The following is a 15,624-nucleotide window of genomic DNA, read 5'->3' as shown; positions in this document are numbered from 1 at the left end:
TCGATCCGTCACCTTAAATTCACCTCAGGGTTTTCTTAAGAAGAATGCTGAAACGGGTTCGGATAACGTTCTATTGATTAAACTAACTTCTGATTAGTCAAATAAGTATTCCAAAGCAAAGAGGCTATAGTCATTGGACCGACACCGCCTGGCACAGGAGTTATGTAGCTACATTTTGGCGCTACCTCGTCAAATCTAACGTCTCCCTTTAATTTGAAGCCAGACTTGGTCTCGTTTGACGGAACTCTGTGGATTCCCACATCGATTACAATGGCACCTTCTTTCACCATTTCTTCCGTAACAAAACCTTCTCTGCCAATAGCCACAATCAAAATATCGGCCTGACGAGTAATTTCTGCTAGGTTTTGAGTTCTACTATGGCAAAGCGTGACAGTAGCATTTCCCGGATTTGAATTTCTGGACATCAACACACTGATGGGTGTGCCAACGGTGTGACTTCTACCTATTACCACACAATGTTTGCCTGAAGTATCAATTCCGTTTCTTTCCAAAAGCAACATCATGCCTTTAGGTGTTGCAGGAAGAAGGGTTGGTAAATCAAGCAACATTTTACCCAAGTTCGATGGGTGAAAACCATCTACATCTTTTTCTGGCAAAATGGCTTCAACTACTTTTTGCTCATCAATCTGCTTTGGCAAAGGCACTTGAACAATAAATCCGTCAATTTCAGGATCGTTATTTAAACGAGCTACAGTTGCCAAAACCTCTTCTTCTGAAGTTTCTTCTGGTAAATGGATTAAAGTTGAACCAAAACCAATGGCTTCACAGGCCTTTACTTTAGCGTTCACGTAAGTTTTGCTTGCTCCATCTTCGCCCACAAGTACAGCTGCCAAATGAGGCACTTTTCCGCCTGCCGCTTTGATTTCACTAACTTTTTCAGAAAGCTCATCTTTGATAGCCTGAGCTGTGGCTTTACCATCTAGTAACTTCATATTCAGTTTTTTGGCGCTCTGTTTAAAGTGCTCGATATTCCTTTTCGGAATCTATTAATCCAATTTAAGAACTGCCATAAAGGCTTCTTGCGGAATTTCCACATTACCTACCTGACGCATTCTCTTTTTACCTTTTTTCTGTTTTTCCAAAAGCTTACGTTTACGCGAAATATCACCACCGTAACATTTTGCCAAAACGTTTTTACGCAATGCCTTAACAGTTTCACGAGCAATGATCTTGGTTCCAATCGAAGCTTGAATTGCGATTTCAAACATTTGCCTTGGAATCAATTCTTGAAGTTTTTCGCATAAACGTTTACCCCATTCGTAAGCCTTATCTCTGTGAACAATGGCTGAAAGCGCATCTACTTTTTCCCCGTTCAATTGAATATCTAGTTTCACCATGTTGGATTGGCGGAAACCGATAAGTTCATAATCAAGCGAAGCATAACCACGAGAAATGGTTTTCAACTTATCGAAGAAGTCGAATACGATTTCTGCCAAAGGCATTTCAAAAGTAAGTTCTACTCTGTCGGAAGTTAGATAAACCTGATTTTTGATAATACCACGCTTATCCATACACAAACCAATAATTCCACCCACATACTCTGATTTAGAAATAATCTGAGCACGGATGAAAGGTTCTTCCATATGTGAAATAGAATTTGGCTCTGGCATTTCTGAAGGCGCATTGATTTTCTGAATGCTACCATCGCTCTTCACTGCGTGGAACTGAACCGAAGGAACGGTAGTGATTACCGTCATGTCAAATTCGCGCTCCAATCTTTCTTGGACAATCTCCAAGTGAAGCATTCCCAAGAATCCACAACGGAAACCAAAACCAAGTGCGGCTGAGGTTTCTGGCTCCCAAACTAAAGAGGCATCATTTAACTGAAGCTTCTCCATAGAGGCGCGTAATTCTTCAAATTCCGTAGTATCAACAGGATAAATACCTGCAAAAACCATCGGTTTCACATCTTCAAAACCCTTGATGATTTTGCTTGTAGGCCTATCTACGTGAGTAATGGTATCCCCTACTTTAACCTCTTTGGCCACTTTAATTCCAGAAATCAAGTAACCTACATTTCCGGCACTGATTTCTTTTTGAGGGTCTTGCTTAAGCTTTAGCACACCAATTTCATCGGCATCGTAAACCTTACCCGTATTGATGAACTTTACCTTATCGCCTTTTTTGATAGAACCATCAAAAACGCGGAAAATAACCTCGATTCCTCGGAAAGAGTTGAAAACTGAATCAAAAATCATGGCCCTAAGCGGCTCATCTGGATTTCCTTTTGGTGCTGGAATTTTATCACAAATAGCAGCTAAAATATCTTCTACCCCAATCCCTTCTTTTCCACTAGCGCGGATCACATCTTCAGGCTCACAACCCAAAAGTTCAACAACCTGATCGGTCATTTCTTCTGGCATAGCGCCTGGTAAGTCTATTTTGTTAAGCACAGGAATAATTTCCAAGTCGTGCTCTAAAGCCAAATATAGGTTCGAAATGGTTTGAGCCTCCACTCCTTGCGAAGCATCAACAATCAACAATGCGCCTTCGCAGGCTGCAATCGATCTTGAAACTTCGTAGGAAAAATCCACGTGACCGGGAGTGTCAATAAGGTTGAGCGTATACTCTTCACCTTTATAATTATACTTCATTTGGATGGCGTGGCTCTTAATTGTGATACCGCGCTCGCGCTCCAAATCCATATCGTCCAACAACTGATTCTGCATTTCACGGTCAGCCACAGTACCTGTAAACTGAAGAAGCCTGTCGGCCAGAGTACTTTTACCGTGGTCGATGTGAGCGATAATACAGAAATTCCTTATTCTCTCCATAATTTTCAAAAGAACTGCAAAAATAGAAAAATATGATGCATTTGCTTTGTGGGCATAACCATTAATTTTGGGGCTATGTTATTGGCAGACAAGAAAAAGAAGGAGAACCTTTCGGAATACATCATTTTCATGTATCAAACCGAAATGTTATTAAGGAATTTTGATTTGGATATTGAGAAAATCAAGCTTCATGTGGTAAGCAATATTCCTGAAGAAAATTTGAACCCAGAGGCTAGATTGGCTCTTTTGAATTGGTACGAAGAAACCATAGAACAAATCAAAAACGAAGAAATAGAGCGTGATGGCCACCTTTCTTTTGTTCAGGAAGAAGTAAAAAAATTATCTGACTTAAGCCTGCAACTTCAGGTAGAAGACGAGAATTATAGAATTGTATTCAATGCCGCCCGGCCTGCTATTCGCTCTTCCATTCAAGCATCCGAAGGTAAAATTACCGATCCGATTCAAGCATGTTTAAACGGAGTTTTTGGGCTTTTACTCGCCCGCATCAACGGAAAGGAAATCTTGGACGACACTCTAGCGCAACTTGACCATTTTGGAAATGTGCTTTCGTATTTGTCCGTTAAGATCAAAGAGTCAGGGAAATAGTTATCAGTTATCAGTTATCAGTTATCAGTTATCAGTTATCAGTTATCAGTTATCAGTTATCAATTTTACCCGATAACTGATAAACTGTTTCACAGATTATTCCTTCCCAAAAGGCGAATCAGGCTCTTTAGCGAAAACGTTGAACACGATTTTATCCATTCGCCCGGGCATCCATTTATTTAAGAAAACAGCCAATTTACCTTGGGTGGTAAAAACGATATCGCGCTTTCTTTTCTCAACCGCCTTGATAATGCCTTGAGCCACTTCTTCAGCGGTCATCATTTTGCCTTCATCACGCGGAGATTCACCTTGCGATGAGCCGTCAGCCGTTAAAGCTGAGTTACGAATATTAGTACCCGTAAAGCCTGGGCACGCCACCAAAACATGAACCCCTCGATGCATCACTTCTGTACGAAGTGATTCAAAAAAGCCATTCATTGCATATTTTGAAGCCGTATATGCAGTTCTCGCTGGAGTTCCCCTGTAGCCGTTAATCGAAGAAATACCGACAATTGAACCTTTGGATTTCAGGATATGGGGCAAACAATATTTTGTAGCGTATAGAGTGCCATAAAAGTTAATGTCCATTACTTTTTTAAACACTTCCAGCTCAATCTCTTCAAACAAAGCTCTCATGGAAATACCCGCATTATTCACCAGAATATCAATTTGGCCAAATGCATTAAGAGTTTCCTTTACCAAAATCTCGTTGTCCTTTTCATTGGCAACATCGAGCTGAAGAATCAGGTTAGGCACATTGAGCTGATCTAATTCTTCTCCAACTTGGTTCAAACGTTCCTGATTACGGCCTGTGATAACCACCTTAGCACCGCACTTTCCAAATTCTACAGCCAACGCTTTTCCTATACCTGACGAACCACCCGTAATGATTACAACTTTGTTTTTCATGATTGAGATTTCAGCAAAAATAGCCACTTAATAATGCTTTCACCAAGTTTCGCTTGCTTCAAAAAACGAGCGAGAACATAAAACTTGCTACTTCAGTTAAAAATTTCAAATTTTCAATGTGGCCAAACATTACAATCCATACAGAATAAAAGTACCGCGTTTCGAAGAAGCCTCAGGTTTCTACACCACCCAACAGCGCAGTGAGATGATGGCCAAAATCCGTGGAGAAAACACTAAACCCGAATTGATGTTCCGAAAGGCCCTCTGGGCTTGTGGCGTCCGCTATAGGGTGAATTCAAAAGGAATTCCCGGCAAACCCGACATTTCCAACCAAAGGCTGGGCTTTGTTATTTTTATTGATGGAGAGTTTTGGCACGGCTTTAATTGGGAGGAAAAAAAAGATCAAATCAAAACAAACAGAGCTTTTTGGATTCCAAAAATTGAAAGAAATATGCAAAGGGATAAAGAGATAAATAAGTTGCTGACCATGGGAAACCTAAAGGTTTTCCGTTTTTGGAGCCATGAAGTAAAAAATGAATTAGGCCGTTGCGTAAATGAAGTGCTTCAGTTTATTCACCCACAAATGCTGGATTAGAAAGGGTTTGTGTCAGTACAGTTGTTAAATTTGTATGCGCTACTTATTTTTTTCGCTTCTCATTGTTATCGGCATCAAAGCTAACGGACAGATTGTTATTCAAGGTAAAGTAGTAGGGAAGGATGACCATTTGCCGCTACCCGGGGTATCTGTGTTTATCGCAAATACAACCGAGGGTGTTCCAACCGATATTAAAGGCAATTTCCAGATAACAATCAAAGATGGTGATTTTTTGACATTCCGATACTTCGGCTATATAAGCCAAACTATTGAGCTTAATCCTTACGAATTCAATATTATTCAATTAAAGCCTGATTGTATAGTCGATCATTTTGGAATGAACCAGCTTTATTTGTCTCCAAGCTATGAAGCATTCAATTCAATACTCGGAGGAAAACTTGAGTTTAGCACAACATCACTTTTCAGAATATGGATTAAAACTGAACAAGAACTCCTCATGGGATCGGAAAACAGGAGGAATTATAGAGGTAACTACTCTGTCTTAGACATAGTACATGGATGCGATTTTGAATTGAATTCCAATTTCAGTCATCAAAGCTTTTCCTCCCCAGATTTATCTTTCAAAAGCGATATACTTTCAATTCAACCTCAATTTAATTGGGCACATTTAAACGTTGGTTTTGGCCATAGTTACTATTCAAATCACGACTATTTAAACCGTGTAAATGGCATCTCCTAGGTTTTGAAAAGCATATAAAAATAGCTAACCAAAGTATCCCTTTTGATGTAAACTCTGTTCTCTGGGGGAAGCATCTAGAAGTTAATGTAAAATCAGAATTCTATCTTTTGAGAGGACTAAAAACAGGATTGACCTATCAGCACTTTAGAGATTTCAACTATCTAACAGTTTTTTTGGGCGTTCACATTCGAACTAGAAAACTTAGTGACTTTGAAAAGGAACTAAGAAGGAACTTAAATTAAGTACTGAAAGACCTTGAATAAAATCTCTAATACTGATATGAAACCAAAAATTGAAAGAAATATGCAACGGGATAAAGAGATAAACAAGTTGCTGACCATGGGAAACCTAAAGGTTTTCCGTTTTTGGAGCCATGAGGTAAAAAATGAATTAGGCCGTTGCGTGAATGAAGTGCTTCAGTTTATTCACCCAAATCAGTTCGACAATTAGGCCATTAATAGGTGTAACCTTCCATTTGAGTTGTATAATGCCATATGAGATTAAAAATTCTGTCTTGCTCCTTTTTGATTTTTCTTGCTCAGCAAGCAATTGGTCAAACGACCATTGAAGGACAAATATATGATTTGACAGATAGCTCTTTCTTAGCAATGGCTAGAGTAGTAAATCTAAATAGCGAAGACACTGTTCAAGCAGATACGGAAGGCTATTTCTCCATTAAAGCTAGTAAAGGGGATCAATTGTTATTTCGTTTTCTGGGCTTTGTGGAAAGAACCATAACAATACAAAGCTTCGAATTTCTTCAAGTCGGACTAAAACCTTGGTCAACTGATCATGACTTCGGATGGAATAGAATTTATATAGGCCCGAATTTAGATTTAACTAACCAACTCATTGGGGGAGAGATTGAATACTTATCTAACCCTCTCATTGGTTACCACTTTTACTTGAATCCGCGGTTCATTTTCTATTCTGATCAACAAGTTGATGTAAAGGATGCCATTCTTAAGATCCACTCTTTCATTCCCAGAAATGACAAACTAAATACCTCCATATATCTTCGATATAAGTCAGTGAATTTTTCAAATTTTGATTTCGAAAACTTTACATTCTCTGTCTTACCAAGAATAAAGGGGTACCATTTTGATATTGGGCTTAGTACAAGCAGGTATTCAGCCGAAACAAATAGCCAGAATTACGTAGGCTTTTTAATTGGTTTTCAAGAAGACCTTAGAATCGCGGGGCGCTATGTCCCAATAGAGTATAACTCCGTCTTCTGGAAGGATGACATTGAGTTTAACTTCCGAATCACTCACAGAATAACCAATTGGTTGCGAGCGGGGGTTTTCTATCAACACTATAGAGACTTCAACCAACTGGGCTTGAACCTATCAGGTTCATTCAGGCTCTGGAGAAGAGTCAAGAATGAATACTAACCTTCCGCGGCTTTGAACTTCTTATAGTTATCAATAGCCACAAAGTAATCCGGGTCTTCTAAAACATTTACATCACAAATTTCTTCGGCCCTTTGAATTAACCTTAAGCAATCTTTACTCAAATGTCTCAGGTGGATGGTTTTTCCTTCCTTCTGATATTTCTCTGCCAGTTTATTAATGGCTTCAATAGCCGACTGATCCATTATTTTAGATTCAGCAAAGTCTATGATAACCTCCTTAGGGTCGTTCTTAATATCGAATTTCGTGTTAAAAAGGCTTATAGAACCAAAGAACAATGGCCCGTAAATTTCATAGTGCTTAATGCCATGATCATCTACAAATTTTCTAGCTCTAATGCGTAGAGCATTCTGCCAAGCAAAAACCAATGCCGAAACAATTACCCCGGCAAAAACGGCAATGGCCAAATCGAAAACCACAGTAAGCCCAGTTACCAAAACGATTACGATTACATCGGCTGCTGGTACTTTATTCCATACTTTAAAAGTACTCCAAGCGAAAGTGCCGATCACCACCATAAACATTACTCCTACAAGAGCAGCAATTGGCACCATTTCAATATATTCTGAACCAAAAAGGATAAACAGCAACAAAGCGACTGCAGCAACTACGCCAGACAAACGGCCCCTTCCTCCTGATTTCACATTAATAATACTCTGCCCTATCATGGCGCAACCGCCCATACCTCCAAAAAAACCATTGGTTAAGTTGGCCAGGCCTTGTGCGATCGCCTCGCGATTTCCGCTACCTCGGGTCTCCGTTAATTCATCCAAAAGGTTGAGCGTCATTAAGGATTCAATCAAACCAATAGCCGCCAAAATAGCCGCATAAGGGAAAATGAAAGACAAAGTCTCCCAGTTTAAATCAATCATAGGAACGTTGAAAGTAGGCAGGCCAGCTTTAATGCCATCTCCACCACCGGCTTGAATAAAGCTCTTTACAGTTTCTGTTTCAATTCCGCCAAAAATCACGATGCTGGAAACCACTAAAATAGCTACCAAAGCTGCGGGAATGCTCTTGTTAATTCTTGGAATCACAATCATTATCGCCATGGTAAGCAGGGTTAGGCCAAGCATTACAAAAAGCGGAGTTCCAGAAAGCCATTCTCCTCCCATTTTAAACATGCCTAGCTGCGACATGAAAATCACGATAGCCAAACCATTTACAAAACCCATCATTACCGGATGAGGCACCAAACGAATGAACTTGCCCAGCTTTAATAATCCAGCGGCCATTTGAATTATACCCGTAAGAATTAATGTTGCAAATAAATACTGCAAGCCTTGACCTTCTCCTAGTGCTTCGCCTTCAGCTACTAGAGAAACCATAACCACGGCCAAAGCGCCAGTTGCCCCGGAAATCATTCCTGGTCTACCACCAAAAACGGCAGTAATAATCCCCATCATAAAGGCACCGTACAATCCAATAATCGGAGAAACGCCAGCCACAAAAGCAAAAGCCACCGCTTCTGGCACCAAAGCCAAAGCCACAGTTAAGCCTGAAAAAATATCGCTTTTTGCACTTACTCGGTTTTTATCAATAATCGAAAATGCCTCCCTAAACTTCATGATTTTGATTTTAAGCCCGCAAAGGTAAGGCTTTTCAAGCGAAGAGAAAGCCCATTAACAAAGAGTTAATGGAAACGTTTCGAATAGTCTACCACAGCAATAGAGAATGAAATTTAATTCCGAATTAATCAGATTATTAAAACTAATAAAATGTCAAAAGAAGCAAACGATTGCATTTTATTTTGAAAAATATGAAAAAACAACATAAGGGCTTTATCCCTTTCTACTGTTTATTGATAGTAAACTACACATTACTATTAAACGCTTATATATGAAAAAACTAATCCTAAGTTGCTTTGTGCTTAGTCTTTTGGTGGCGAACCAAGCCTTTGCACAAACCAAAGTTATTACGGGAAAGGTGACCAGTTCAGACGATGGACTTCCTTTACCCCAAGTTTCGATCCTCATAAAAGGAACCAATAATGGCGTTCCAACTGACTTAGATGGGAATTATAGAATTGAAGTTCCTACTAACGCAGAAGTTCTAGTTTTCAGCTTTTTGGGCTATATCTCCAAAGAAATGACCATTGGCAATCAGACTACCATAAATGTATCTCTTGACCCCGATGTAACAAACCTGGAAGAAGTTCTTGTAGTAGGTTTTGGTACGCAATCGAAGCGTAACCTAACGGACAATGTTGCAAAGCTGAGTTCTGAGCAAATCAAGGATATTCCCACCGCTGGTTTTCAAAATGCCTTTGCAGGCCAAACTGCCGGGGTTTCTATTCAACAAACTAATGGTAAAATTGACGGTGCAACTCGTGTTAGAGTAAGAGGCGTTTCTTCAATTTCATCAAGTACCGAACCATTATATGTAATTGATGGTGTTCCTATTACCAACAACAATGAATCTACCAACGGTGCTGCCGTTAACCCTATGCTTTCAATTAACCCAAATGACATCCAGTCTATTCAAGTTTTGAAAGATGCCTCCTCAGCTGCAATTTATGGTGCTAGAGGAAGTAATGGCGTAATTCTTATTACTACCAAAAGAGGGGAAAGTGGCAAGGCCAAAATTTCTTTAAACCTTTCTAATGGAATCAGCACAGAAACCAACAGAAGAGAGTGGTTAAATAGAGAAGAATACATTGAGCTATTTCGTGAAGCCAATGCAAACACCGGAGGTTCGGACGGCTATATCGAATCCATTTTCGATTACTTAGCAGGTGAAACAGACTGGAGAACTGGAGAAATAGACACCGACTGGCAAGACTATGTTTTTGTTGATGGCCATAACAGAAATGCTGACCTTTCCATTAGCGGAGGTGACGAAAACACCAAATTCTTCTTCTCAGGAGGCTATACCGACATCAAAGGGATTATCAGAGGAAACGAATTAGAAAGGGTTTCTTCCAGAATCAATATTGACCATAAATTCAACGATAAGTTGAGTGTAGGAATGGGACTTAACGTTTCTCGTTCAACTATTGATCGACTTTCAAATGACAATGCCTTTGCGACACCGCTTCAGGCCATTGCTCAATCACCGCTTTCGCCTGCTTACAATGCAGATGGTTCTCCAAATCCGAACACGCTTTACTACAATTTCCTTATTGAAGATGAAGACGCCAATTACCTTACATCCGTTTGGAGAACACTAGCCAACTTCAGTTTAAAGTATAAAATCGTTCCGAATTTGGAATTTGTATCAGAAACTGGATATGACTTGTTCTCTCAATCAGAAGAGAGATTCTGGGGTAGAAGTACCCAAACAGGGCAGTCACTAAATGGTCAAGCCTTTGCAAGTTCTGTAAGAACCGAAAACTTGAACTTAAACAACTACCTTAATTTTGCTAAAGAGTTTGGAGCACACCACTACCTTGAATTAACTGGAGGTATCAACTACCAGACTTCTACCAGAAAATATTTGGATGCTACAGGTACCAACTTTGCTTCGGATGATTTGCAAACCCTAGCCAGTGCGGGTACAATTACGTCCGCAACTTCTACCATCTCTGAATTCGCTTTCCTTTCTTACTTTGGAAGAGCCAATTACACATTAAAAGACAAGTATCTATTTAAGTTCAGTGCTCGTTATGATGGTTCTTCAAGGTTTGGAGAAAACAACCGTTACGGTTTCTTCCCAGCTGGTTCTATTGGCTGGATCATGACGCAAGAGGAATTCTTAAAAGGAATCAACTCACTCTCCTTCTTAAAACTTAGAGCAAGTTATGGTGAAACTGGTAACGCTGAAATTGGAAACTTCGCCAGCTTAGGCCTTTTCGGAACGTCACCTTACAGAGAAGAGCCAGGTTTGCAACCAACTCAGTTGGGTAACGAAGATCTTAAATGGGAACGTACCAATCAGTTCGACATTGGGCTTGAGTTCGGCTTTCTAGAAAACAGAATTTCTGGAGAAATCGATTATTACTCTAAAGAAACTAATGACCTTTTATTGGCTCAGCCATTACCGAGTAACTCAGGTTTTACTTCAATCTTGAAAAACGTGGGAAGCTTAACCAACAAGGGTTTTGAGCTTTTAATCAACACAAAAAATGTGATCGCGACAGACTTCACTTGGGGCACTAGCCTAAACTTCTTCACCAATGACAATCAAGTAACAAGCCTTCCTGGAGGAGATATTATTTCAGGTCAAAACATTGTAAGAGAAGGCGAAAGTCTTGCTTCGTTCTATTTGGTTGAGTATGCTGGCGTTGACCCTGACAACGGTGATGCCTTATTCTACAAAAACACAGAAAACCCTGACGGAAGTATTGATAGAACCACAACCAATAGCTATTCCGAAGCATCACGAGTTGTGGCCGGTTCGGCATTTCCTAAATGGGAAGGTGGTATCACAAACAATTTTACATATAAGGATTTCGACTTAACGTTTACTTTCCAATTTGTAAACGGCCACAGCATTTATAATGGAGGAGGCCGATTCCAATCAGCGAATGCCGATTACTTTGACAACCAATCTAGAGATCAGCTGGAAAGATGGCAGAATCCAGGTGACATCACAGATGTACCTCAGGCCAGATTATTCGATGGAAACGGAACCCAAAACTCAACTCGCTATTTACAAGATGCTTCTTATGTAAGATTAAGAACCCTAACCTTGGGCTATAATCTACCACAATCTGCTCTTCAATCTATCGGGTTCAGTACTGTTCGCGTTTACTTCTCAGGCTTCAACCTGTTGACTTTCACAGATTACGAAGGCTATGACCCTGAATCTACAGCCGACTTCAATAGCGGTTTCTCTAACAACATCGCTATTGGTAGAGCATTCTATTCTGCTCCGCAATCTAAGACTTACACCTTTGGCATCAACCTTCAATTCTAATATCGAAATGATGAAAAAATTCAAACATATATATTTTCTTTCAGCCCTAACCTTAGGACTATGGAGCTGTAATGACAATCTGGATATTTCTCCGGGTCAAAGCCTTTCTATTGAACAAGCCACTTCTACCCCTGAAAATATTGAGGCTATTCTACTCGGGGTTTATGATGAAGCAAGCCAAACCAATAGTTATGGCGGAAATATTGCCATGGCTTCTGAACTTTTGGGAACAACAAATGAAATCAATTGGCAAGGCACATTCCTTCAGCCTCGACAGTTTTTCCAAAAGAACATGACCATTGACAATAGCTTTGTTGGTGGCTATTGGACCAATGCTTATGAGAGCATTAATCAGTCAAACATTGTTCTGGACAACCTAGATATTTTCGAAGATGCGGACAGAAAAGACAGAGTAGCTGGAGAGGCTTTATTTCTCCGTGGCATGGCATATTTTGATATGGCGCGGTTTTTTGGTTCAACTTATATCGCTGGCCAAACCAATTCTCAGTTAGCGGCACCCATAACATTAAAGGGTATTTTAGGAACAGACGGAAATGATTTCTTCTTAGCAAGAAACACAGTTGAAGAAGTTTATGCCCAAGCCATTTCCGATTTGGAAGAAGCTTCTGCTAAACTCCCTGGTTCCAATAGCTACTTGGCAACAAGCCATTCGGCCGATGCTCTTTTAGCCAGAGTTTATTTGCAAATGGGAAATTTTGCTGCCGCGCGCGATAAAGCGAATGCGGTTATCGAAAGCCAGCAGTTCAGTCTTACTTCATCATATAGTGGGGCTTTCAATAATGCAGCAAATTCAAGCGAAGACATATTTGCGTGGCAGGTTACTGACCAAGATGGAACCAACGGCATGAATACTTATTGGGCCACTGAATCTTTTGGAGGCAGAGGCGATGTGCCTATTCAAGCTGCTTTTTTAAACACATTTGAAGCTGGAGATGACAGAGCTGATTTTGTTTATACCGACCCTGATGGAACTTTCAGTGCAAAATGGATGAATCAGTTTGGAAACCTACCATTCCTTCGTTTAGCCGAAATGTATCTGATAAGAGCGGAAACCAATTACAGATTGAATACCACAATTGGTCAAGCGCCTTATTTAGACATCAACATGATTAGAAACAGAGCGGGTTTAACAAATGACTTCGATCCAATTTTAAATCCAATAACGCTTCAAGACATTCTTGACGAACGTAAAAAAGAGTTAGCTTTTGAAGGGCACCTTCTTCACGACATAAAAAGACTTGGACTTACTGCAGGTTCTTTATCGTTTGATGACCCTAAACTTGTATTCCCAATTCCTCAAGCGGAACTGGATGCAAACAAAAACTTGGTGCAAAATACAGGCTATAATAATTAACAAATCATCGATTCATGAAAAAGGGATTCCAATTGGAATCCCTTTTTTGTTTTCGCTACAGCACCAAATCTGACCCAGAATAATTATTCTTTCAGCTATTCGCTATAAATTCGCAGCATGGGAAAATTCAGGGGTAAGCCGAAGGTGCTAGAGCAAGTTAAAATTGAAGGAATTGCTGCGGAAGGAAAATGCATTGCTCGGGTTGATGATCAGGTACTTTTCATTCAAGGTGTAGCCCCCGGAGATATTGTTGATGTTCTGGTTACCAAAAAGAAGAAGAACTTCATGGAAGGTCGCCCAACTAAGTTCCATGAATATTCAAAAGACAGAACCGAACCTTTTTGCCAGCATTTTGGAATATGCGGGGGCTGTAAATGGCAGCACATTCCTTATGATGTTCAGCTTCACTACAAGCATCAACAAGTAGTAGACAACTTAGAGCGGATTGCCAAAGTAGATTTACCAGAAATCAGTCCGATTTTAGGTTCTCAAGAAACTAAGTTCTACAGAAACAAATTAGAATACACTTTCACAAACTGGAAGTGGTTTACCCAAGAGGAAATTCGATCAGAAGAAGAATTGGACAGACGTGGCTTGGGCTTTCACATTCCTGGGCGATTCGATAAAATTCTGGATATCGAAACTTGTTTTCTTCAACCTGACCCATCAAATGAAATCCGCCTTTCGGTACGAAAATACTGTAAGGAAAATGAACTTCCGTTTTTTGATTTGGTAAAACAGACGGGATTGGTTAGGAATCTAATTGTCAGAAATTCTGCGCTAAATCAGTGGATGGTGATCATTCAATTCGCTCACGAAAGCGAACAGATTGAAGGCCTTTTGAAGCATGTTCAGAACGAATTTCCTTCAATCACTTCCCTTCAATATGTAATCAACAATAAAGGGAATGAAACTTTCCACGACCTTGAGGTAAAAACCCATTCCGGAACTTCATTTATAACCGAAGAAATGGAAGGGATTCAATTCAGGGTTGGGCCAAAGTCTTTCTATCAAACCAATGCCCAACAAGCTTACGAGCTTTATAAAATCACCCGTGAATTCGCAGGTTTGACCGGAAACGAAGTTGTATACGATCTTTATACCGGCACGGGAACAATCGCCAATTTTGTGGCTCAGTACGCTAAAAAAGTAATTGGGATTGAGTATGTAGAAGCCGCAATTGAAGATGCCAAGGCTAACTCCAACCTAAATAACATTGAAAATACGCTCTTTTATGCTGGTGACATGAAAGATATTTTAAATGATGAATTTCTAGCCCAACACGAAAGACCTGAGGTAATCATCACCGACCCACCAAGGGCAGGAATGCACGAAGATGTGATCAACATGATTTTAAAGGTGGAACCACAAAAAATCGTTTATGTGAGTTGTAATCCTGCCACACAAGCCAGAGACATTAGTTTATTGGATGTCAAATACAAAGTCACTAAAGTTCAACCCGTAGATATGTTCCCACAAACTCATCACGTGGAGAATGTTGTATTGTTGGAGTTAGTAGGCTGAACAGCTAGAATTTGGTCACAACACTATATCTGAAAATCATCGAAAGGGCTTTGTACTAAAAGCAGGCTCTGTTCTGCTACATGCGTATAAATCATAGTTGTTTTAATACTGTTGTGTCCCAGAAGCTTTTGAATAAGACGAATGTCTGTGCCATTTTCCAAAAGGTGGGTTGCATAGCTGTGTCTGAAAGTGTGAGCGGTTACCTTCTTTTTTATACCTGCTCGTTTAGCATATTTCTTAATAAACTGATTAGCAGAAGAGTTTGAGTATTGTGAGCTATTTTGGCCTTCAAACAAATATTGTTCAGGCTTATACCGCTTGTAATAGTCACGAAGAAGGAGCAACAGGTTATGACTTAATGGAACCATTCTGTCCTTAACACCTTTTCCTCCCTTTACCAAAATTGTCATTCTATCGGAATCTATGCTTTTGAGCTGTAGACTAATTACCTCTCCAATCCTTAAACCTGAACTATACAATAAGGCTAAAATAGCCTTGTGCTTAATATTATTTGTTTGAGCTAAAATAGCCTGCACTTCCCTCTTACTCAGTACCTCTGGAATCACAAAATCCGACTTTCTGGGAAGGAGATATTGAAAGTTCGTCTCCGTTCTCTCCACCTCCAGAAAGTATAGTCTCAAAGCATTAACCAATTGCTTTTGAGTTGACCTTGAGACTTTCTTATTGTGGATTTGATTATACACATAACTATGGAGATCGGTTTCAGAGAGTTCTTTTATGGGTTTGTTAAGATCGCCTTCAACTTTTTTGATAAATGAGCAATATGTAGCTATGGTATTATCACTATAGCGTTTAACCTCCATAATTTTCCTTAAATCAGCTATACTCAT

Annotated in this window: 13 protein-coding genes; 8 read left to right on the top strand and 5 right to left on the bottom strand. The window is 39.8% G+C overall.

Annotated features, from left to right (window positions below; all coding sequences use genetic code 11):
* Positions 1-77 precede the first annotated feature (77 nt).
* Both folD and lepA read right to left on the bottom strand, forming a co-directional pair.
* Complete coding sequence (folD, locus tag ACXACJ_RS22895) at positions 78-953, bottom strand: bifunctional methylenetetrahydrofolate dehydrogenase/methenyltetrahydrofolate cyclohydrolase FolD (protein WP_475136767.1); 876 nt, start codon at positions 951-953, stop codon at positions 78-80.
* Between the two features lie 54 nt (positions 954-1,007).
* Positions 1,008-2,795, bottom strand: a complete 1,788-nt coding sequence (gene lepA, locus ACXACJ_RS22890; protein WP_475136766.1) for a translation elongation factor 4 — start codon at positions 2,793-2,795, stop codon at positions 1,008-1,010.
* 75 nt (positions 2,796-2,870) lie between these two features.
* Here lepA and ACXACJ_RS22885 point away from each other — a divergent pair, with 75 nt between their 5' ends.
* Positions 2,871-3,401, top strand: coding sequence for a DUF4924 family protein (locus ACXACJ_RS22885; RefSeq protein WP_475136765.1), 531 nt, complete (start codon positions 2,871-2,873; stop codon positions 3,399-3,401).
* Between the two features lie 96 nt (positions 3,402-3,497).
* Here ACXACJ_RS22885 and ACXACJ_RS22880 read toward each other — a convergent pair whose 3' ends face one another.
* Positions 3,498-4,310 carry an SDR family oxidoreductase gene (locus tag ACXACJ_RS22880; protein ID WP_475136764.1) on the bottom strand — a complete coding sequence of 271 codons (813 nt, stop codon included), beginning with the start codon at positions 4,308-4,310 and terminating at the stop codon, positions 3,498-3,500.
* 118 nt (positions 4,311-4,428) lie between these two features.
* On the opposite strand from ACXACJ_RS22880, the gene ACXACJ_RS22875 reads away from it, so the two are divergent.
* From ACXACJ_RS22875 to ACXACJ_RS22860, 4 genes are all read left to right on the top strand, one after another.
* Positions 4,429-4,905, top strand: a complete 477-nt coding sequence (locus tag ACXACJ_RS22875) for a very short patch repair endonuclease (RefSeq protein ID WP_475136763.1) — start codon at positions 4,429-4,431, stop codon at positions 4,903-4,905.
* A 34-nt stretch (positions 4,906-4,939) separates the two neighbouring features.
* Positions 4,940-5,605, top strand: a complete 666-nt coding sequence (locus ACXACJ_RS22870) for a carboxypeptidase-like regulatory domain-containing protein (protein WP_475136762.1) — start codon at positions 4,940-4,942, stop codon at positions 5,603-5,605.
* Positions 5,606-5,884: 279 nt separating this feature from the next.
* Positions 5,885-6,055, top strand: coding sequence for a DUF559 domain-containing protein (locus ACXACJ_RS22865; RefSeq protein ID WP_475136761.1), 171 nt, complete (start codon positions 5,885-5,887; stop codon positions 6,053-6,055).
* A gap of 44 nt (positions 6,056-6,099) precedes the next feature.
* Complete coding sequence (locus ACXACJ_RS22860) at positions 6,100-6,999, top strand: peptidase associated/transthyretin-like domain-containing protein (protein ID WP_475136760.1); 900 nt, start codon at positions 6,100-6,102, stop codon at positions 6,997-6,999.
* On the opposite strand, the gene ACXACJ_RS22855 is transcribed toward ACXACJ_RS22860, so the two are convergent.
* A complete protein-coding gene (locus ACXACJ_RS22855; RefSeq protein WP_475136759.1) occupies positions 6,996-8,585 on the bottom strand; it encodes a SulP family inorganic anion transporter in 1,590 nt (529 codons plus the stop codon). The genes ACXACJ_RS22860 and ACXACJ_RS22855 overlap by 4 nt on opposite strands.
* A gap of 271 nt (positions 8,586-8,856) precedes the next feature.
* Here ACXACJ_RS22855 and ACXACJ_RS22850 point away from each other — a divergent pair, with 271 nt between their 5' ends.
* From ACXACJ_RS22850 to rlmD, 3 genes are all read left to right on the top strand, one after another.
* Positions 8,857-11,874, top strand: coding sequence for a SusC/RagA family TonB-linked outer membrane protein (locus ACXACJ_RS22850; RefSeq protein ID WP_475136758.1), 3,018 nt, complete (start codon positions 8,857-8,859; stop codon positions 11,872-11,874).
* Positions 11,759-13,249, top strand: a complete 1,491-nt coding sequence (locus tag ACXACJ_RS22845; protein ID WP_475136802.1) for a RagB/SusD family nutrient uptake outer membrane protein — start codon at positions 11,759-11,761, stop codon at positions 13,247-13,249. Before ACXACJ_RS22850 ends, ACXACJ_RS22845 begins: the two co-directional genes overlap by 116 nt.
* A gap of 117 nt (positions 13,250-13,366) precedes the next feature.
* A complete protein-coding gene (gene rlmD / locus ACXACJ_RS22840; protein WP_475136757.1) occupies positions 13,367-14,773 on the top strand; it encodes a 23S rRNA (uracil(1939)-C(5))-methyltransferase RlmD in 1,407 nt (468 codons plus the stop codon).
* 23 nt (positions 14,774-14,796) lie between these two features.
* Here rlmD and xerA read toward each other — a convergent pair whose 3' ends face one another.
* Positions 14,797-15,624 (bottom strand): site-specific tyrosine recombinase/integron integrase, encoded by an 828-nt coding sequence (gene xerA, locus ACXACJ_RS22835; RefSeq protein WP_475136756.1) that lies wholly within the window; start codon positions 15,622-15,624, stop codon positions 14,797-14,799.

Source organism: Roseivirga sp. AWQ4_251 (assembly GCF_056158225.1).
This window is presented reverse-complemented; position numbering and strand designations above follow the sequence as displayed.